This window comes from Pseudomonas sp. JS425 (assembly GCF_018223845.1).
Classification (GTDB): Bacteria; Pseudomonadota; Gammaproteobacteria; order Pseudomonadales; family Pseudomonadaceae; genus Aquipseudomonas; species Aquipseudomonas asiatica.
Window position 1 is genome coordinate 2,774,780 of the sequence record NZ_CP073661.1, and the last position, 19,315, is coordinate 2,794,094.

The 19,315-nt window shown below is 58.3% G+C and carries 17 protein-coding genes; 2 read left to right on the forward strand and 15 right to left on the reverse strand.

Features of this window, described 5'->3' with window-relative positions; genetic code table 11:
• Positions 1-41 precede the first annotated feature (41 nt).
• From KDB76_RS12725 to KDB76_RS12750, 6 genes are all read right to left on the reverse strand, one after another.
• Positions 42-1,544 (reverse strand): aldehyde dehydrogenase family protein, encoded by a 1,503-nt coding sequence (locus tag KDB76_RS12725; RefSeq protein ID WP_013972327.1) that lies wholly within the window; start codon positions 1,542-1,544, stop codon positions 42-44.
• Between the two features lie 24 nt (positions 1,545-1,568).
• A complete protein-coding gene (locus KDB76_RS12730) occupies positions 1,569-1,871 on the reverse strand; it encodes an EthD family reductase (protein WP_013972328.1) in 303 nt (100 codons plus the stop codon).
• A complete protein-coding gene (locus KDB76_RS12735) occupies positions 1,868-2,398 on the reverse strand; it encodes a flavin reductase family protein (protein ID WP_013972329.1) in 531 nt (176 codons plus the stop codon). The genes KDB76_RS12730 and KDB76_RS12735 overlap by 4 nt, the downstream gene beginning before the upstream one ends.
• Entirely contained in the window at positions 2,395-3,462 is a 1,068-nt protein-coding gene (locus KDB76_RS12740; RefSeq protein WP_013972330.1) for an LLM class flavin-dependent oxidoreductase, read from the reverse strand. The genes KDB76_RS12735 and KDB76_RS12740 overlap by 4 nt, the downstream gene beginning before the upstream one ends.
• Positions 3,463-4,374: 912 nt before the next feature.
• Positions 4,375-6,318: a methyl-accepting chemotaxis protein gene (locus KDB76_RS12745; RefSeq protein ID WP_013972331.1), complete on the reverse strand. Its 1,944-nt coding sequence runs from the start codon at positions 6,316-6,318 to the stop codon at positions 4,375-4,377.
• 452 nt (positions 6,319-6,770) lie between these two features.
• Positions 6,771-8,075 (reverse strand): IS1380-like element ISPa33 family transposase, encoded by a 1,305-nt coding sequence (locus KDB76_RS12750; RefSeq protein ID WP_038409882.1) that lies wholly within the window; start codon positions 8,073-8,075, stop codon positions 6,771-6,773.
• A 145-nt stretch (positions 8,076-8,220) separates the two neighbouring features.
• Between KDB76_RS12750 and KDB76_RS12755 the strand changes: the two genes are divergently transcribed.
• Positions 8,221-9,453: an aspartate aminotransferase family protein gene (locus KDB76_RS12755; protein WP_249206223.1), complete on the forward strand. Its 1,233-nt coding sequence runs from the start codon at positions 8,221-8,223 to the stop codon at positions 9,451-9,453.
• Between the two features lie 277 nt (positions 9,454-9,730).
• Here the strand turns inward: KDB76_RS12755 and KDB76_RS12760 are convergent, their stop codons facing one another.
• From KDB76_RS12760 to KDB76_RS12795, 8 genes are all read right to left on the reverse strand, one after another.
• Positions 9,731-10,360, reverse strand: a complete 630-nt coding sequence (locus KDB76_RS12760) for a dimethylmenaquinone methyltransferase (RefSeq protein ID WP_038409456.1) — start codon at positions 10,358-10,360, stop codon at positions 9,731-9,733.
• A complete protein-coding gene (locus KDB76_RS12765) occupies positions 10,357-10,746 on the reverse strand; it encodes a RidA family protein (protein ID WP_038409457.1) in 390 nt (129 codons plus the stop codon). Before KDB76_RS12765 ends, KDB76_RS12760 begins: the two co-directional genes overlap by 4 nt.
• A 58-nt stretch (positions 10,747-10,804) precedes the next feature.
• A complete protein-coding gene (locus KDB76_RS12770; protein ID WP_038409458.1) occupies positions 10,805-12,112 on the reverse strand; it encodes an OprD family porin in 1,308 nt (435 codons plus the stop codon).
• A gap of 73 nt (positions 12,113-12,185) precedes the next feature.
• Complete coding sequence (locus tag KDB76_RS12775; protein WP_038409459.1) at positions 12,186-13,511, reverse strand: MFS transporter; 1,326 nt, start codon at positions 13,509-13,511, stop codon at positions 12,186-12,188.
• 139 nt (positions 13,512-13,650) lie between these two features.
• On the reverse strand, positions 13,651-14,877 hold the full coding sequence (locus KDB76_RS12780; protein ID WP_038409460.1) for a Zn-dependent hydrolase: 1,227 nt from the start codon (positions 14,875-14,877) through the stop codon (positions 13,651-13,653).
• Between the two features lie 28 nt (positions 14,878-14,905).
• On the reverse strand, positions 14,906-15,835 hold the full coding sequence (locus KDB76_RS12785) for a glyoxylate/hydroxypyruvate reductase A (protein ID WP_038409461.1): 930 nt from the start codon (positions 15,833-15,835) through the stop codon (positions 14,906-14,908).
• Positions 15,832-16,587, reverse strand: a complete 756-nt coding sequence (locus KDB76_RS12790; RefSeq protein WP_013972357.1) for a class II aldolase/adducin family protein — start codon at positions 16,585-16,587, stop codon at positions 15,832-15,834. Before KDB76_RS12790 ends, KDB76_RS12785 begins: the two co-directional genes overlap by 4 nt.
• Before the next feature lie 13 nt (positions 16,588-16,600).
• Positions 16,601-17,896, reverse strand: coding sequence for an MFS transporter (locus KDB76_RS12795; protein ID WP_038409462.1), 1,296 nt, complete (start codon positions 17,894-17,896; stop codon positions 16,601-16,603).
• A gap of 156 nt (positions 17,897-18,052) precedes the next feature.
• Here KDB76_RS12795 and KDB76_RS12800 point away from each other — a divergent pair, with 156 nt between their 5' ends.
• Positions 18,053-19,030: a LysR family transcriptional regulator gene (locus KDB76_RS12800; protein WP_013972359.1), complete on the forward strand. Its 978-nt coding sequence runs from the start codon at positions 18,053-18,055 to the stop codon at positions 19,028-19,030.
• Between the two features lie 49 nt (positions 19,031-19,079).
• Here the strand turns inward: KDB76_RS12800 and KDB76_RS12805 are convergent, their stop codons facing one another.
• Entirely contained in the window at positions 19,080-19,313 is a 234-nt protein-coding gene (locus tag KDB76_RS12805) for a ribbon-helix-helix protein, CopG family (protein WP_038409464.1), read from the reverse strand.
• Positions 19,314-19,315: the final 2 nt, after the last annotated feature.

A 19,315-nucleotide genomic window follows, 5' to 3' on the forward strand; every position in this document is an offset into this window, starting at 1 on the left:
GACGTATCGGAGCCATTCGTGGGAATGGCTCCAGCACGGTATCAATTACAGTTGGTCCATACAGTCTTGGTCTGAAGGAATTTCTCGATGCCTTCCGCTCCGTTGTCACGGCCATAACCAGACTGCTTGTAGCCCCCCCACGGCGCAGCACAGTCGAAGTTGCCGTAGGTATTGATCCAGACCGTACCAGCCTGCAGCGCGGCAGCCACCTTATGTGCTTTGCCGACGTCGCGCGTCCAGACACCGGCCGAAAGGCCAAAGCCGGTGTTGTTGGCGCGGGTGGTGAGTTCGTCGATCGAGTCGAATGTCTGGACCACTAATACCGGGCCAAAAATTTCGTCGGCCACGACCTCCTGGTTATCGGAAGCATTCAGCAGGATGGTTGGCTCCAGGAAGTGTCCGTCGGACAGTGCACCACCTGCTTTGTTGCCGCCCATCACGCACTCAATGCCTTGTGCTTTTGCGCGCTCGACAAAGCCGCTGACCCTGGAGAACTGATCTGCCGAAATAAGTGGGCCAAGGAACGTATCTGGAGAAAGGCCATGCCCAACTTTGAGCTTCGCTGTTTCAGCCATGACGATTTCCAGCACCCGCTCGTAGACCTTGCGCTCAACCATCAGCCGTGAGCCGGCGGCGCAAACTTGGCCGGAGTAGAAGAAAATCGCCATCGCAGCGCTTGCTGCAGCCTTGTCCAGATCAGCATCGGCAAAGATGACGTTGGGGTTCTTGCCGCCCAGTTCCATGGACACGTGCTTGAGATCGCTGGCGGCAGTGCGCACGATGTGCTTGCCCACGGCTTCGGAGCCGGTGAAGGCAATCTTTGCTACGCCAGGGTGTTCCACAAGTGCTTGTCCTGCCACTTTTCCGAAGCCAGGCAGCACGTTCAGTACACCAGGTGGAAGGCCCGCCTCGATTGCCAGATTAGCCAGGAACAGAGCGGACAGAGGAGTCTGCTCGGCAGGCTTGAGTACGACAGTGCAGCCGGCTGCCAATGCAGGAGCCAGCTTGAAGCAGGCTTGGCAGAGTGGGAAGTTCCACGGCACGATGGCCGCAATTACCCCCAGCGGTTCGCGACGTGTATAGACGTGCATTTCCGGAGCGCTGACCGGAATTGTCTGACCGTGCAGTTTGGTTGGCCAGCCAGCGTTGTAGCGCAGTGCGCCAATCGAAAGTTCAATGTCTACTGCGCGGATTTGGGCGGCAGGTTTGCCGCTGTCCAGGCTCTCGATCTGGGCGAGGTCATCGGCGTGTTTTTCGATAAGGTCGGCCAGCCGGCGGATAATCGCTTCTCGCTCGTTTGGCAGCATTTTCGCCCAAGGCCCAACCAGTGCACGGTTGGCGGACGCAACCGCTACTTCTACATCGGCGATCCCTGCTTCGGAAACATTAGCGATCAGCTGGCTGGTCGCAGGGTCATAGGTAGGAAATACTTTACCTTCGCAAGCGTCTACGAACTGATTGTCAATCATCAGCTTCATTGGCTGCTTCAAAAAGGCCCGAGCGTTGACGCTCAGGTGTTTCAAAGGGTCCAGTGGTAGATTCATGGCAAGGCCTCACTCTGATTGTTTTTAGAAGCTTTCAAATTCGCAGGTGTAGATCTGGCAGCCGCCGCTAGCAAAATTGCCAACGTCCTGAACGGCGGCAACGCCTTCGGGGGATGCCAGTGAAGTGTCCAGATCGGCCTGGTTGCGGTAGGTCAAGATCGCGATGGCATGCCAGTTCTCGGCATCGGCGCCTGCATCACTGAGGCTGGCTTCGAAGCCGGCCAGCAGAGGCATTTGCTTTACCAGCGGCACGTGCACGTCGCGGTAGTGGCGCTCGAATGCGCACGTGTCTTGGGGAATGCCATAAACCACCACCACCCGCTTCATGCTTGCGCTGCCTGTTGTGGCACGCCGAACATTTTGCGGCGGTGATACAGAAGCGGTAGCTGCTCGCGGTTATGGTCGATATGGCGGATGTGTCCGGTCACTATCAGGTGATCACCGCCTGGCAAAACATCTGCGACCTCGCACGCCAGCGCGCAATTGGCGTCGCTCAGTGTTGGCAGGCCAAGTTCACCTCGGTGCCAGCTGACAGCAGCGAATTTATCTGTGGACTTACCCGCAAACAGCATGGCCAGTTCTTCCTGGCCTTCGCCCAGCACGTGAATCAAAAAGGGCTTGCCTGCTTTCAGGTATTCAAGGGTCTTCGACTTGCGATCGAAGCACGCCAGCATCATTGGTGGGGAGGCAGACAGCGACGAGACGGCGGAGAGCGTCGCACCGACCGGTTGGCCATTATCGTCCCAAGTGGTGATGATCGTGACCGCTGCCGGAAAGTCGGCCATGGCATCCTTGAATACCTGAAGGTCGATACCTGCCGCCTCGATTGGCGCTTTCAGTTGGACTTGGCTCATTTGCCACCCCCATTGATGACAGGCATGACCTCGCGACCGATCAGTTCGATGGAACGCATGATGTCTTCGTGTGGAATGCCATCGATGCGCAGCAGAATTTCGTCAATGCCCATTTGTTCGAGTTGGCGGATGCGCTTGATGAAGTCATCCGGGTCGCCAACCATTACCGAAGGCGTTTCCGAAATCAGGAAGTCCATGTCGCCTTCGTGTTCGAGCAAGCGCAGCATGCGGCCATCCAGGTACTCGTAAGAGCCCTTCTTACCGAGCGGGGCATACAGGTCGATGATGAACTTGAAGTAGCTGGTGGTGACATTGCGGGCGATGTCTACCGCACGAGCACGCGTGGTGTCGCAGAAGGCGGTGGCAACATACAGCCCGGCTTGCTCCGTGCGGCGTGGAATGGTGCTTTTGTTGGTGGCCAGGCCGGCACGATAGGCATCGATACATTCCTGGAGGTAGTCGAAGCCGAAGTAGTTCTCGAAGCTCAGTACGCCGATACCGCGCTCACCCGCGTTGCTGTGGGTCTGGACGCTGGAAGCCGAGACATAGATCGGCGGGTGTGGAGTTTGCAGTGGGCGTGGAACGATGGTGCGAGGAGGAATGTTCCAGATCGGCCCTTCATGTTGCAGTGTTTCGTCGGCAAAGGCCTTGACCAGCACTTCCATGCCATCTTCCCACTGCGCGCGGGTGGTGCTTGGATCGACGCCAAAGGCTTCAAGGGTAACCAGGTTGTTGGAGCGAGCAGTTGCAATTTCGGCGCGGCCGTTGGAGACAATATCCAGTGTCGAAGTGCGCTCGGCCACCAGGATTGGATGGTTCCACTGCAGCATGACCGCGCACATGGTGCGCAGTTTGATGTCCTTGGTTTGCGCGGCGATGGCTGCATAGAGCACTTCAGGTGCGGAAACCGTGAATTTTGGAGGGTTGAAGTGTTGCTCAGATGTGCCCCAAGCGTAGAAGCCAAGCTTATCGGCTAGGCATGCCTCAGCGATCATTTCCTGATAACGCTGTGCAACACTGACGCCTTGGATGGTTTCGCCTTCTTGCAACAGGCTGATCTTCATTTTTCGTCTCCAGGTTGGTTTTTGTTTTCCGGTTTCCGCAGATTAGTCTTGAAATATGTCCTGTTTCAAGTTTTTTGTGTTTTTTTTTGGCGTTTTCTGTTTTCTGTTTTCTGTTTTCGCTGCCTGGCTGCCGCCCAGTGCAGTGCGGGGTGCAGGATGAGAGAGGGGGAATGGGGGGGAGGGGAGGCTGGATTCGGATGGGCGTTCGACAACCCCATACTCTTGGCCTGAGGAGGTGGGGAATTGCGGGAGATCGACTCAGCGTTTACCTGTCCAGTTCATCCCCTGCGGATTTTGGGCGGAAAGTGCCAGGCTTTTCCTGGGTACACGTCAAACGTCAAGCTTGTAACTCGATCGACTCCTCACGGCGGAGCTGATCAATCAGCGCAAGCGCTCATGCTCCTTGGTCATCAAGTGCGCAGTGGCTTTTTAACTAGATTTTCCCATGGCAAGCTGTTGATCCGAGCCTTCAGCCCGTAAGTCCTCTGCTGCTTGGGTGTCAGCACTTTGCTCGTTGGCTAAGTAAAGCCGCGCTCTGATAGGGGTTGACTCATCCGGCGGCATTGCACCGACTCGATCAGGCCCTGTGACCGTGCGGCTTTTAAGTGGCTGTAGCCCTGATCGAGAACTAGCTTGGTAGTTTTGCGCTTAAGCTCGGGTGTGGAGGTGCGTCGTTGCCTGCTTATCAAGCACCCTTGGGTGGCGGTCATTTCCCCCTAAAGGTGTCCGAGGTCAGTAAGGCTCTACGCGGTGCATTCATTAAATGGGCTGAACATACTAGGGTTAAGTTTTCTGAGACCTCGGCAAGGAATGGCATCCCAAATTAGTCGATTCCTTCGACCTGCCTCGTCCCTAAAGAAGCGATCCCTCTGAGAGGGCAACTGTTACCAGGAAGTTACATGCACGGTGCTATCATGTTCGGAACCTGCGCACGAGCGCATCCAACTCATTGGACAATCCGGCCAGGCTCTCCGAATCCACCCGTGCGGCCTGGGCCAGTTCGGCCACCAGTTGGGCGTCCCCGTGAATCTGGCTGATGTGCCGGTTGATGTCCTCGGCCACTTGGTGCTGTTCCTCGGCGGCCGTGGCGATCTGCGTGTTCATGTCGCGGATCACATCCACCGACTCACGGATTTGCCCGAAGCTGTCGCGGGCCAGGCCGATTCGGCTTACCGACTGCTGCGACACTTCCAGGCTGGCATGCATCTGATCGGCCACTTCGGCCGTGCGGCTGGCCAAGTTGCCGAGCAGGCCGTCGATTTCGGCGGTGGAGTCGGCAGTGCGCTTGGCCAAGGCCCGCACTTCGTCGGCGACCACGGCAAAGCCACGGCCTTGCTCACCGGCACGGGCGGCTTCGATGGCGGCGTTGAGCGCCAGCAGGTTGGTCTGTTCGGCAATCGAGCGGATGGTGCCGAGGATTGATTGGATAGCGTTGCTGTCACGTTCCAGTTGCTGGATCGACTGCGCCGACTGCTCGATCTCTTGGCTCAAGCGGTCCACGCTGTTTACCGCCGCATCGATCTGTTGCTGGCCTTCGCGGGCCTGTTGTTGGCCGCTGTCGGCCGACTGTGCTGCCTGGCTGCAAGAGCGTGCCACTTCGTTGGCGGTGGCAACCATTTCGTGGAAGGCGGTGGACACCATGTCTACGGCTTCACGCTGGCGACCGGCGGCTTCAGCCATGTCGCTGGAGACGCGGGTGGAGCTGTTGGAGGTGCTGAGGATTTTGCCGGCGGCGGCACCGATGTGCTGAATCAGGGTGCGGATGGACCCCAGGAACTGGTTGAACCAACTGGCCAGTTGCGCGGTTTCGTCGCGGCCACGGATTTCCAGGTTGCGGGTCAGATCACCCTCGCCTTGGGCAATGTCTTCCAGGCCGTTGGTGACGCTGTTGATCGGGCGCACGATGAGCTTGGCGAAGGCCGCACCGACCACGGCGAACAGCACGGCCAGCACCACGGCGATGGCGCCGATCAGCCAAGTCAGTCGTGTGGTGGTCTGCATCACTTCGCTTTGTTCGATCAGGCCGATGAAGGTCCAACCCAGTTGTTCGTCGGGGTAGACGTTGGCCATGTAACGTACGCCATTGAGTTCGATCTCCACCAAGCCTTTGCCGGCCTTGGCCAGTTCGGCGTAGCCGTCACCGAAGCTGGCCAGTTGCTTGAAGTTGTGGTTGGCGTCACGTGGATCAACCAACACATTGCCGTTCCCTTCCATCAGCATCAAATAGCCCTTCTCGCCCAATTTTATCTCTTTGACGATTTTGGTAAGCCCTTTGAGAGATACATCAATGTTGATTACGCCCCCGGGGTTACCAAGCTGGTTGGCTACAGTTCGTACGGTACTGACTAACACCGCATCATCTACGGCAAAATAATAAGCTCCCGTACGAAGGGTTTTGCCAGGGTTTGACATAGCCAGCTGATACCATGGGCGTACGCGAGGATCGTAGTTGCTTACCTTCTGGCCGGCTGGCCAGCCAACGTAACCACCGTCGCTAGTTCCATAGGATATATAGGCATAATTAGGGTGTGTTTCTGCTAGGCGAGTGAAAACGGTAAGTAATTTTTTGTCCTGCTCGCCCAATTCGTACGACGGGTTAGCGTTCATGAACTTGTTCAAATCGCTACCAGTGACGCCGACTAAGGGTTGTGCCGCTAGGTAGTCGACGTTCTGCTGGATGCTCTGGAAGAAGATGCTCATCGCGTTGCTGACCTGGCGCATTTCGCGACTGCTGCCATCAATGAACTCTTCACGGGCTTCGCCGCGTAGGTTGAGAACTACTAGGGTGGCTACAAGGACGACGGGCAGGCATGCAATAACCGCAAATGCCCAGGTTAGTTTCTGTTTGATGTTCATTGATGCTCCCCAAATTGTTATTTTCCATACGTGCGGCAGATGTCGATGGTATCGATAGTGTTCAATTTTTGTTTTTAAAAGTAAACTTGATTATAACAAGGAGTGCGTGCTTTTTGACGATTGTCTAATTTGGCGAGCCGTGTGCGGTCTTCTACTGTTTTTAATTTTAGAGTGCGTGCCTATGAGCCCTAATTATGCCTTTGGGGTGTTATCGATTAAGGCTGTATGTTTTCATGGTCTCAATGGTTTTAAATTTGTTGGCTTTGGCTCTTCAGGTTTTAGAGGTGCTAGCCCGGATTTCTCATGAGGCCGGCAGGCGTGGCCGGTGAAGCCTCGGTGTATCAACAACCTGCCTTCCACCGCTAAAAATTGATCGTTTTTTATTCAATTCCCGCGTATGGGGCGCACTGCCCCCTTTCCCCCATTGAGCCGGGCCGGGGGCGCCCGCCTGTTCAGGTCGGCTTGAGGCGGGCAACCAGCCCCGCAAAGAGTTCCTGATGCGGATAGGCCTCGCTGATCAGCACGCGGATGCGCCGGCTGTTGCGAATGATCACCGCACCGATCTTGAGCAGTTTCAAGCGCAGGTTATGGATGCTCATGCGCGCCAATGCGGTGCCCTGGAGATGATCGCGTAGCCGTTCGAACAGCACATAGGCAAAGGCCGACAGCATCAGCCGCCACTGGTTGGTCCACCAGCGTGGGCTGGAGGTGCGGTCGGCGAACAGATCCAACTGTTGGTCCTTGATCCGATTCTCCATGTCGCCACGGCCGCAGTAGTCTTCGTAGTACTGCTGGGCAGCATCCTCGGCAAAGCGGGACACGACGATGAAGCGTGGATTGGCACCCTGCTCGCCATGTTCCAGGCGCGACACGACCAGGCGGCGCCTACGCCAACTACCGGCCTGATAGAGGAAGCGATACACGCCGGACATCTTCTGCCCGGTTTCTTGGTAGGCCTCGGCGACAGCTTGCATGGCCGGCGCCGCCATCCGCTGCAGGCGGGTGTTGCGGGCCAGACCCACCACATAATCCACCTGCTTGCGGTCACACCAGTCGAGCATGCGATGTCGGCAAAAACCGCCGTCACCGCGGAACACGATGCGGGTCTCTGGCCAGAAGCGGCGAATGAACTTGACCAGCAGTGCCAGGATGGCCCAACTGTGTCGGGCGCCATCGATGTTGCTCGGGCGCAAATAGCTCACCAGCAGATGGCGACCACAGAACACATAGAGCGGCAGGAAGCAGTAATGGTCGTAATAGCCATGGAAGAAGCGCCCTTCCTGATCACCATGCACCGGCACATCGGTCGCATCGAAGTCGAGCACGATCTCAGCCGGCGCCTGGTCATGCTGGGCGATGAAGTGCTCCCACAGCAGGCGATGGGCTTGCACCACCGTTTCGCGATCGGCTTGCTGTTCCAGGCGCCCCAGAGTGGATTTGCCGGCCAGCGGTTGCAGGCGGTTGACCGCAGTCTGCAGCGCGTAGTCATGGCGCAGGCCGTCATGATCGTTGAGATCCTCGTAGCCGGCGGCCAGTGCATAGATACGCTGGGCGAGCAGTGTCTGCAGTCCGTGCTGGACACGCCCAGGATCACGCCGATCGGGAACGATTTTGGCCAGGCGGCGGGTCAAGCCATGTTGCTGGTCGACCTCGCGCAGCAGCAACAAGCCCGCATCCGAGGTGATGTGACCACCGGTGAAAGAGGCCTCGACGAGGCGGCGAGAGAGGGGTGAAAAGTGGAGTTTTTCTGGTAGCATTTTGTGCGCGGCTGAAGACTTATGGGGCTTTGTTTGGCGACAAGAATCATAAGGCTTTCAGCCGTTTTTGTTTATGCGGTCATGAGAAATCCGGGTTAAAGGTCTTGATCGCGAATATGTGTTTCACTCATGGTCGACTCAAGGTTTGCTCAATCCTCTGGTTATCGCAGGAGGGGAAGGGTGCACAGTATGGGATTACGACGGAAAACGTTATCTGGATTTTTCTAGCCAGCTAGTCAATACCAACTTGGGTCACCAGCATCCTGCTGTCATCGCTGCGATTCAAGAGCAAGCAGCTACGCTGGCCACTATCGCTCCAGCGACAGCTAACTTGATGCGAGGCGAAGCCGCCAAGCGGATCATCGAGCAGGCACCGAAGGGCTTCAAGAAAGTTTTCTTTACTAACGGCGGTGCTGACGCGAACGAAAACGCGATTCGTATGGCAAGGATTTTCACCGGGCGAGATAAGGTGCTGTCGTCTTACCGGTCGTACCATGGCAATACTGGCTCTGCGATTGTCGCCACTGGTGATCCGCGTCGTGTGCCGAATGAATATGCACGTGGTCACGTACATTTCTTTACGCCCTATCTGTATCGCAGCGAGTTTAGTGCTCAGACTGAGCTCGAAGAAACAGAACGCGCGTTGCGCCATCTTCGTCGGGTCATCGAGAGTGAAGGTTCAAACTCGATTGCAGCTATTCTGCTCGAAAGCCTGCCTGGTACTGCCGGTATCCTGATGCCATCTGCCTCTTATATCCAGGGCGTTCGCCAGTTGGCGGATGAGTTTGGGATCCTGCTCATTCTCGACGAAGTCATGTCTGGTTTCGGTAGGACCGGCAAGTGGTTCGCTCTAGAGCATTATGGCGTGGTGCCTGATCTGATCACTTTTGCCAAGGGCGTGAACTCGGGCTATGTACCTGTTGGTGGCGTGGTGATTTCGGAGAGACTCAGTGCTTACTTTGATACTCATTTCTTCCCAGGTGGTTTGACTTACTCTGGGCATCCGCTTGCTATGGCCTCGATTGTCGCTGCAATTGACGCTATGCGTAAAGAGCGTGTCGTAGAGAATGCGCTAGATATTGGGATTAACTGCCTGGGCCCACGTCTAAGGGAGCTCCAGAAACGTCATTCAGTCATTGGTCAGGTACGTGGTGCTGGCGTCTTCTGGGCTATGGAATTTGTCGAAGATAGGGAAACTCGGGCGCCGCTTGCCGCAGGCAAGATGCAGTTGTTGAAATCCAAGCTCATCGAACGTGGACTACTGCCGTTTGTTGTCGAGAATCGCATCCATGTGGTACCGCCTTGCATAGTCAGCGCTGAAGAGGTGGAAGCGGGTATTGCAATTCTCGACGAAGTGATTGAAGCGGTGTTGGGCTGATACGATCGATATAATTAGGTGCAGGAAGGCGCTGCAGATTTTGCAGCGCTTGGAGGCAGATCTCACTACAAATTTTTCCCCCGTATTATTTTTCTATGTAGGCGTAAACTATTACGATTGAGGTTTAAGTCAAGTTTTCAGCCAGGTTTAGATGTGTGGGCTGCGAGTCTTGGGCTTAATGGAAGCTGATTTATTTGTGTCGTGTTTTGGTTGCTAAACATTTTTATTGGATACCCAGTTTTTGTGGGGCGGTAGAACAGTTTATTAGTTTGCTTTCTTAGGGTTGGCTGGCTTGAGCGCGTATGGTCAGTACTTCCGGCAGCGGTTCGCCACTGAGTAATCGCGCCATCAACTCAGGCTCGTAAAGGTCCGATTGCAACGCTTTGTCGATCACCGTTGTGAGTTCTTGTGCCGGCAAGATCAAGATGCCGTTGTCATCGGCCAGGACAAAATCTTCGGGGTGCACCTCTACTCCAGCGCAATTCACGGGCACGTTCACCTGACTTGTTTGGCCGCCGATCAGCTTGGTCGTCAGCTGAGTGGTGCCACGAGCGAACACCGGCAAGTGGCAGGTACGCAGTTCGTTGATGTCGGTTACTACGCCGTCGACGATGATGCCGGCGGCACCCGCGCAGCGAGCCGCAAACTGCGTGACCGCCCCGACACAAGCGTGGGCATGGTCACCCGCCATGTCGATCACCAGGACATCGCCTGGCTGAAGGGCGATAAGGGCGCGGTTGACGGCGATGGCATCGGGCTCGGCCAGGCGAAGCGTCACGGCGCGCCCAATAATGCGACCGCCAGGCACCATTGCGCGGACTTCATGGCTGACGAACCCGCGCTCGAGGAAGTGGCCCAGCGTGGCGAAGCTCACCTTCTGTAGTTTTGCGATCAGGTCGTCGTTCATTTCCCTACCTCCATGTCAATCAGCTCGGCCACACAGTCGATTTCCAAGCTCACGCCCCACAGCTGCACGCAGACGGTTGTACGAGCGGGTGGTGCATGGCCGAGGATTTCCTTGTATGCCTCGTTGAAGGGCACCAGTTGATCGGGGTCTGTCAGGTAGGCGTTGACCTTGACGATGTGGGAAAGGCTGGAGCCCGCCGCTTCGAGGATCGCGGCCAGGTTCGCGAACGTCTGCCTGACCTGGTCTTTGAAATTGTCGGGCTGCTCTTCCAGGCTGCCCAGCGATGGGATCTGGCCGGCGGTGAACACCAGGTGGCCGCTGACCACGGCTTGAGAATACGGGCCTACTGGGCTGATGGTGCCAGGGGCGCTGTGGATGCGTTTCATTGAGAGCTCCTTGAAGCGAAGATGTGCCACCGGCTCGCCGGCAGCACGTGGTCAGAGATCAGAAGAGCGCCAGGGTGTAGCTGGCGATGAGTCGGTTCTGCTCTTGGTTGGGGTCGATTTCGGAGTGCAGCAATCCATGGCGCCAAGACAGGCCGAGGCCTTTGAGCGCACCGTCCTGCACGACATAGTCCAGGCCCACATCCCGTTCCCACTCGGACGCGTCATTGCCGCTGGTGGTGCGGATGTCTTCACCCTTCAGGTACATCAGGGAGAATTTCAGGCCAGGTACGCCGGCAGCGGCGAAGTCATAGCTGTACTGGGCAAACGCGGTACGCTCGCCCGCTCGGTTGAAGCTCGCGAGCATCCGGTCGGTGTAGAGGTAGACACTGGCACCACCTGCGCCCTTGCCGCTGAGGGAGCCCTGGTTCGGTTGGACGAAGTTGCTTCCATCCGACACCTCCTGATAGCCGGCCATGAGCGCGTGGCCCTGGACGGAATAGGTCAGCGCTGCGCTCCAGGTGTGGTTATCGATCTTGCCGTCACCGTCCTCGGTGTAACCGCCCACGCGGTATCCACTTGCGCGACCAGCAGCAGAGTCGTTGGCTCCATCGGCGAAGGTGCGGAAGTAGCGCAGATCAGTTCGCAGCGATTGCCCTTCGGAGAGTGGAAGCGTGTGGGTGAGACCAACGAAGTGCTGGGTGTAATAGTCCTCGAGGTTGGCAACGTAGTATTGCGCCGTGAGTTGTTTGCCGATCCGGTAGTCGCCACCCGCGAAGAGGAACTGGTCGCTCTCACGGGTGCCGCCGGCTACGGCCAATCCAGTACGGTCACTGGAGGCACGGCCCGTAGCACGATTGAGGCGCCCGCCGGTAAGGGTCAGGCCATCCAGGTCGGTTGAGGTGATCTGGGCCCCCTCGAACGTTTGGGGCAGCAGGCGACCATCGTTGTAGGTCAGCACCGGCAGCTTGGGCATCAGCGTGCCGTATCGCAGTTCGGTGTTGGCGACTTTCAGCTTAGGTGTCAGGCCCAGGCGGCTCCACTGTTGGGACGCGCCACTGCCTTCGTCGGGGATCATGCTGCTGCCCCGGTGGCGACCATCGCCGCTATCAAGCGTCACGCCCATCAAGCCTAGGGCATCCAGGCCGACTCCGATTGGCCCTTCGGTGTAGCCGGATTTGAAGTCGAGCACGAAGGCCTGGGCCCACTCTTCGGTTTTGCTTTGGCCGAGGCTACCGGCTTGGTCGCGAAAGTCGTTGTTGAAGTAAAAATTGCGCAGGCCAAGGTTCGCATGGCTGTCGCCCACCAGATCGGCTTGAGCGAAAGGGGACAAGGCGAAAACGCCTGCACTCATCAGGTATTTTTTCATCTGGAAACTCTTCAAACGGAAGTAGGAAACACTCGCCTGGTTGGCGAGAGAAACTCGGGGGTACAGCACGGAATTACTGCCGTGCTTGGTCGATATCCCGTTTGAAGGTCTCAGTGAGTAGCAGCAGCGCGATCAGAGAAACAACGGCTGAGCCGATCATGTACCAGGCAATCGATGAGCCTTTGCCAGTCCACGACAGCAATGCGGTGGTAACCAGAGGCGTTGCGGCGCTTCCGAGCAGGCCGGAAAGCATGTAGCTGATCGACAGGCCCGAGTAGCGAACTCGAGTGCCGAATAACTCCGCGAGGAATGTGGCAATGGGGCCGTAGTTGGCCGCGAATGCCGTCATCATCAGCATGTAACCGGCAAACGCCAGGCCGAGAACTTTGGAATCCATCAGCCAGAACATCGGGAAGGCTACGAGTGCCTCGGCGATGATCCCGCCGATAATGATCGGCTTGCGGCCAACCTTGTCGGAGAGGGCGCCGAAGAACGGCAGCATAGCGATACAGGCAGCGCAGGAAACCAGCACTACCGTGAGCATTTCTCCACGTGTGAAGCCCAAGGTCTGGGTGCCATAGGTCAGGCCAAAGGCCACGATGAGGTTGTAGGAGGTGCCAGTGGACATAGTTGCCACACCACCCAGGACTACCTGCTTCCAGTATTTGCGGAACACTTCGAACAGCGGCACTTTGACCTGCGTGCCTTTATTTTCCACCGCTTTGAACGACGGTGTCTCATGGATGTTGAGGCGGATGTACAAGCCCAATCCGATCAGCAGAACGCTGAGCAGGAACGGCACACGCCAGCCCCAGTCCAGCAACTGCTCGTTGGTCAGCGTGGTGGCGAACATCAGGAACACGAGGTTGGCCAGCATCGTCCCCGCCGGTACGCCGATCTGAACCCACGAGCCATAGAGTCCGCGTTGATGCTTTGGCGCATGTTCCACCGCCATCAGCACGGCGCCGCCCCATTCTCCGCCCAGAGCCAGGCCCTGGATGATGCGCAGTGTAAGCAGCATGATCGGTGCCCAGATGCCGACCGACTCATAGCTCGGCAACAGGCCGATGGCGAAGGTGGCCGCACCCATGGTCAGCAACGAGATGAGCAGCATCGACTTTCGGCCCAGGCGGTCACCGAAGTGACCGAAAAGCGCGGCGCCGATCATCCGGGCGCCATAGGCTGAAGCAAAGGTGCCGAAAGCGAGGAGGGTGCCTACCAGGGGATCAAAGCCTGGGAAGAAGATCTTGTTGAATACCAGGGCCGAGGCCGTGGCGAAGAGGAACAGGTCATACCACTCAACGGTGGTGCCGATCACACTGGCGACCGCGACTTTTTTCATGTCGGCGGTGCGTTGTGGTTGCGCGCTGGCAACCTCGGTGTACGCAGGGCTGGTCATTGCCATTTTCTCCCGAAAGATGGGTTCTGGTTGTTGTTGGCAGCTGAAGGCGGAGCGGCTATTTCTTGTTTTTGGGCAAAGCGTTCCCGTGGGCCCAGCTTTCTTGAATTGGCTGGGCGCCTGGGTGGATCGGGTTAAGTCAGCGTCTGTCGGCGCGGGTCAGCACGGCGTTGAGCAGTACGTCGCAGCCCATGGTCACGTCGTGGGGCAAGGCGTCTTCGGCTTCGTTATGGCTCAGGCCGCCGACGCAGGGGATGAACACCATGGTGGTCGGGCAGTGGCGGGCGAGATGAATCGCATCATGGCCGGCGCCGCTGACGATTGGCTGGTACGGGTAGCCCAGGCCTTCGATGGCTTTGCGTACTGCATCGATGCAGGCCGGGTCGAAAGGCGTGGCCGGGCTCAGCCAGTGACGATTGATCTGGACTTCCAAGCCACGCTTGGTGGCGATTTGGTCGATGAGTGCACGGGCGCTGGCTTCCATGTCTGCGATGGCGGCATCTTCGTGGTGGCGAAGATCGAGGGTAAACGCCACGTGGCCAGGGATGGTGTTGCGGGAAGAGCGAGCGATCTGCAATTGGCCAACGGTAACAAGGCCTTTGGGCGCGAAGTCGCGTGACAGTTGTTCCAGTGCGGTGATCATTTCCCCTACGCCGAACAAGGAGTCGCGGCGTAGAGGCATTGGCGTGGTGCCTGCGTGAGCGGCCTGGCCACTGATCTCGATGTCCAGCCAGCAGATCGCTTGCCCACCCGTGACCAACCCTACGGGCAGGCCGGCGTCTTCCAGGATTGGGCCTTGCTCGATGTGTGCTTCGAAGTACGCGTCGAACTCACGGCCCAGAGGTAGCTCACCTGCGTAGCCGGTTTGCTCCAACGCTTCGGCAACGCTGACGCCTTCAGCATCGCGGCTGGACAGCGCTTGCTCGAGGGGCAGCTCGCCCGTGAACACCGCCGATCCGAGCATGGCAGGAGTGAAACGAGCGCCTTCTTCGTTCGTCCAGACCGCGATTTCCAATGGGCGCTCGAGCTGCAGGCCTTTGTCCTGAAGGCTACGTACCACTTCCAGGCCGGCAAGTACGCCGTAGATGCCATCGAAGCGACCGCCCTTCGGCTGGGTGTCCAAATGGCTGCCCATGACCACCGGGGGCAGGGCGTCATTCCGACCTGGCAGGCGTGCGAATAGGTTGCCGATGGCATCAACATGGATGCTCATTCCGGCCTCGCGACACCAGCTTGCGAACAGCTCGCGTCCGTCTCGGTCTTCTTTCGACAGTGCCAAGCGGCAGTTGCCGCCTTTGGCGGTTGGGCCGACCTTGGCCATGTCCATGAGGCTGTCCCACAGCCGTGTGCCATTGCATGTATGCATGATGTGAATCCTCAAACAGGCGGTGGGATCAGTATCCGAGCGCGGGGTCTACTTGGTTCAGGAGTGGTTCAGCACAGGCCAGACGTCGAGCGTTCTCGGCTACTTGCTGGGCAATACAGTCGTGGGAAGCGCATGAGGCCATGTGGGGTGTGACGACGATTCCCGGCGTGTTCCAGAGGCGGCTGTCCAATGGCAGCGGCTCTTTCTCGAACACATCGAGAAGCGCACCGCGCAGTCGGCCACTGTTGACGGCGTTGACCAGATCATCCACCTGCAGGTGCTGCCCGCGTCCGCAGTTGATCACTGCCGCGTTTGGCGCCAAGGCTTCAAAGGTCTTCTGGCAGAGGATGCCGCGAGTGGCATCGGTCAATGGCAGCAGGTTGATCAACAGGTCGAGGCCATCCAGGAACTGATCGAACTCCGCTGGGCCCGAGAATGTGCGCACGCCGCTCAGCTGCCTGGCACTCCTCGACCAACCTCGGACAGCATATCCGGCCTCGGCCAACTCGCCGGCAATAGCCCCTCCAAGGGAGCCGAGCCCCATGACGCCGATGCGGTATTCACCAGCGAGGCGTTGAGGATGACGTTGCCATACCTGTTGCTGCTGTTGGGCAAGTGCTCGGTCGAAGTCCCGGTGGTAGTGGATGACCGCCCAGCGAACATACTCCGCCATGCCTTGGCGGTGAGCTGGGTCTACGACTCTGCACACTGGCAATGCTGGCTGGCTCGGGTCGTTGGCCAGGTGATCAACACCAGCAGCCACTGAGTGGATCAGCTTCAGGTTGGGTAATGCGCTGAGGCTGCCTACGGGAGGGAACCAGCAAGCGGCTACCTGTGCCTCCTGAGCTGCGGGATCGTTGGCCAGCACTACGCGTAACTGGGGAGCACTGCGAGCGAAGGCAGACTGCAGTTGGCCCAGAAGTGCCTGGTCGGTTGAAAGTAGTACCAGCGGTTTCATGAGCAGTACGACTCGCGTTGGTGTTCGATCAAGGTCAGGGCGGCGTTCCAGCTCAGGCTGATGATTTGCGCTGACTCGTCGCGTTGGAACTGCGCGGCGGTGTGGCGGCAGACTTCTTCGCTGGGGTAGATGAGCTTGCTGCCGCTGGCCAATGCCTGTACTTGCGCCTGGCAGGCGCGCTCCAGGAAGTGAATCTCGTGGAAGGCCTCGGCAACACTGGCTCCGCCGGCCAGCAGGCCGTGGTTTCGCAGGATCATTGCTTTGTGCGTGCCGAGGTCGGCGATGAGGCGCTCGCGTTCATCCAGAGACAGGGCGATGCCTTCGTACTGGTGGTAGGCCAGCTTGCCGTAGAACTTCAGCGCGTGCTGGCTGATCGGCAGCAACCCGTGCTCCTGAGCCGAGACGGCGATGCCGGCTGCGGTGTGGGTGTGGATCACGCAGTGCATGTCCGGTCGTGCCATGTGGATCGCCGAGTGGATTACGAAGCCAGCTGCGTTCACCCGGCGCTCGCCATTGGCCTGGTCGACCACATTGCCATGTTGGTCGATGCGTACCAGATCACTGGCGCGCATCCGGTCGAAGATCACGCCGTATTGGTTGATCAGGAAGTGATGCTCAGGCCCAGGAATACGCAGGGTGATGTGGGTGTCGATCAAATCGGTCATGCGGAAGTGTGCAACCATCCGGTACAGCGCGGCCAGTTCGCAGCGTGCCTGCCATTCGACATCGCTAATGTTGTGCGGCTTGCTCATGAAAACTCCTGATTTAACGAGCGATGGCGGGGGTGGGTTGCTGCTGCTCGCCACGCAGGCGAGAGAGGCCACAGACGCCGATCAAGGAAAGCGTGGAGAGCGCGGTGAAGAACACGGCGAGTGGCAGCCACTGGCCGGCGAAGCGGTCGGCCAGCAACGTGCCGATGATCGGCGTGCTGCCCCCCGCGATGGCGCAAATCAACTGGTAGGCCAGAGAGATCCCGGAGTAGCGCAAGTGAGCAGGGAAGGCCTGGGTCATGTAGCCGGCGATCACCGCATACAGTGCCGAGAGCGTGACCACTGCCATCGCGATGCCGGCTGTCATCAACACCAGGTTATGGGTGCCGACCAGCATGAACATGGGGTAGGGCACAGCCATGCACAGCAGGGCTACCAGCTTGAGGAAGCGGCCTTCGCCAATGCGTTCAGCCAGCAGCGCGGCCAGTGGCTGGGTCAGGAACTGCAGGATGGTCACCAGGAACAGGCAGTCGAGGATGGTTGCTCGAGGGATACCCTGGTAGGTGGTGACGTAGGTGATCATGAAGGTGTTCGTGAAGAAGAAGCCGGCGGAGCCGATGGTCACCGCCAGGGCGGCGAACAGGATCTGTCTCCAGCAGTCACGTACCACTTCCAGCACCGGGTATTTGACGACCTCTTGCTTGGCCTTGGCTGCCTGGAACTCAGGGCTTTCCTCGACCCCGAAGCGGATAGCCAGACCTACCAGCATCAGGATGCCGCTGGCCAGGAACGGCAGACGCCAACCCCAGCTCAGGAACTCTTCGGGCTCTAAGGAAGACACTAGGCGGAATGCGATCAGCGCGAGCAGCAGGCCAGCCGGGCTGCCGAGCTGAGCGAACGAGGCGTAGAACACTTTGCGTTTGGCCGGCGCATGCTCACTGGCCATCAGGACGGCACCTCCCCACTCACCACCGACGGAGATCCCCTGGACAATCCGCAGGGCAATCAGTCCGATGGGGGCCCAGATACCAGCAGTGGCGTAGCTGGGCAGCAGGCCAATGCCTGTGGTGGCCAGGCCCATCAGCACCATGGTGACCAGCAGCATTTTTTTGCGACCCAGACGGTCGCCCAGATGGCCGAAGACCATGCCTGCCATTGGTCGGGCAACGAAGCCTACGGCGAACGTGCCGAATGCCGCCAAGGTGCTGAGCAAGGGGTTGCTGCTCGGGAAAAACACCTGACCCAGTGCGAGTGCAGCCGCCGTGGCGTAGATGTAGAAGTCGTAGAACTCGATGGTGGTGCCGACAAATGCGGCAGCCGCAGCACGACGCGGCTGGTTTGACGTATGCATGCAAGGCCCTTCTTAGAGTTATAGGCAGGTGGGCAGGGTTGGCTAAACCGGTCGCGCTCTGTTCGGCGCTTTCGAGATTTATCGCCTTGGGGCTATGATTAGTCAATTTGCTAATTCTTATCCGTCGGATTAGCAGCGCTACTAATGGGCCCGTAAATGAATCCGCCAACTTCAAGATCTGATGCTTTGGTCAACAAATGGGAAGGGCGTCGATTTCTGAACGACCGCCTGGACTGGAACCTGCTGCGTACCTACCTTGCGATTGGCCAAGAGGGCAGCATCAGCAGGGCTGCAGCAAGGTTGCACGTGACCCAGTCAGCGGTTAGCCAGGCGCTCAGGCGTCTTGAAGAGCAGCTTGGCTGTGCCCTCATTCTTCGAGGTGGCCCGCGCTTCGACCTGACGGCTGCCGGGGAGGAGGTGCTGCGTATCGCCATCGATATCTATGGCGACGTGTCGCGCATCAGTGCGGCTGTTGAAAAAGAGAGCGATGAGGTCGTCGGGAAGGTGCGGATCCTGAGCGTCAGTCGCGTGCAGTCGCGGGTATATGACGATTTTCTGGGGGATTTCCACGAGGCCCACCCACGAGTCGAGCTGGAGATTGATGTCATGCGCAGTGCCGACATCATCAGTTCTCTGCTGCAGAAGACCGCCACGGCAGGTGTTGGCCTGTGTCGTATACCCCAGCCCAAGCTGGAGCAGCGCCTGTTGCTCAATCAGCGCTATGCGTTCTTCTGTGGTGTGCGACATCGGCTGTTCGGGCGCACCGATGTCAGCCTCGAGTCTCTGCGTGGGGAGAACTTTGTGAGCTTCGTAAGCGACCAATTGGGCGGCAACCTTTCGCCGCTTGCGATGTTCCGCGATCAGCATGGTTTCACCGGGCGCATCGTTGCTTCCTCGCCGAGCGTTGAGGAAGTCCAGAGGCTGGTGTGTGCCGGCTACGGAGTGGGTTGCATGCCTGAGCACCTTCTCCATGAGGATCTGGAGAAAGGCTTGCTCTGGCGGCTGCCGCCCTACGAAGGGATTGTCGATGTGGACTTGCACCTGCTCTGGAACAGGGAGCAAAGGATGACCATGGCGGAGACGGTGTTCTTGGAGAGCTTTCAGCACTGTCTCGCTCAGGCCTCGCTCGTTTGAGGGGTCCAAGTGAGACGACCGCAGCACTGGCTGCGGTCGTTACCTTTTGCTAGTCGGCGTTCAGCAATCGCTGCCGGGTCAGTACGCTGTTCAGCCGATGATCGTCCTTGAGCTCGACCTCGTTCAGCATGTCAGCAACGCTGGCTCCTGCTTCAACTCGCTCCAGCCAGTACATCACGGCCTTTTTCATGAACCAGTGAGGCGTCCGGTCAAGCGAGCCTGCTGCTTCCCTGATGCGCTCCTTGGTCGGCGCGTCAAGTTTGATGCCTGTAGTCGAACTCACGG

Bases quoted from the DNA above. Each gene is read 5' to 3' on its own strand.
- KDB76_RS12730 (WP_013972328.1), bottom strand. From the start codon at position 1,871: ATGAAGCGGGTGGTGGTGGTTTATGGCATTCCCCAAGACACGTGCGCA.
- KDB76_RS12740 (WP_013972330.1), bottom strand. From the start codon at position 3,462: ATGAAGATCAGCCTGTTGCAAGAAGGCGAAACCATCCAAGGCGTCAGT.
- KDB76_RS12795 (WP_038409462.1), bottom strand. From the start codon at position 17,896: ATGCATACGTCAAACCAGCCGCGTCGTGCTGCGGCTGCCGCATTTGTC.
- KDB76_RS12785 (WP_038409461.1), bottom strand. From the start codon at position 15,835: ATGAAACCGCTGGTACTACTTTCAACCGACCAGGCACTTCTGGGCCAA.
- KDB76_RS12770 (WP_038409458.1), bottom strand. From the start codon at position 12,112: ATGAAAAAATACCTGATGAGTGCAGGCGTTTTCGCCTTGTCCCCTTTC.
- KDB76_RS12745 (WP_013972331.1), bottom strand. From the start codon at position 6,318: ATGAACATCAAACAGAAACTAACCTGGGCATTTGCGGTTATTGCATGC.
- KDB76_RS12765 (WP_038409457.1), bottom strand. From the start codon at position 10,746: ATGAAACGCATCCACAGCGCCCCTGGCACCATCAGCCCAGTAGGCCCG.
- KDB76_RS12775 (WP_038409459.1), bottom strand. From the start codon at position 13,511: ATGACCAGCCCTGCGTACACCGAGGTTGCCAGCGCGCAACCACAACGC.
- KDB76_RS12750 (WP_038409882.1), bottom strand. From the start codon at position 8,075: ATGCTACCAGAAAAACTCCACTTTTCACCCCTCTCTCGCCGCCTCGTC.
- KDB76_RS12760 (WP_038409456.1), bottom strand. From the start codon at position 10,360: ATGAACGACGACCTGATCGCAAAACTACAGAAGGTGAGCTTCGCCACG.
- KDB76_RS12790 (WP_013972357.1), bottom strand. From the start codon at position 16,587: ATGAGCAAGCCGCACAACATTAGCGATGTCGAATGGCAGGCACGCTGC.
- KDB76_RS12725 (WP_013972327.1), bottom strand. From the start codon at position 1,544: ATGAATCTACCACTGGACCCTTTGAAACACCTGAGCGTCAACGCTCGG.
- KDB76_RS12780 (WP_038409460.1), bottom strand. From the start codon at position 14,877: ATGCATACATGCAATGGCACACGGCTGTGGGACAGCCTCATGGACATG.
- KDB76_RS12800 (WP_013972359.1), top strand. From the start codon at position 18,053: ATGAATCCGCCAACTTCAAGATCTGATGCTTTGGTCAACAAATGGGAA.
- KDB76_RS12735 (WP_013972329.1), bottom strand. From the start codon at position 2,398: ATGAGCCAAGTCCAACTGAAAGCGCCAATCGAGGCGGCAGGTATCGAC.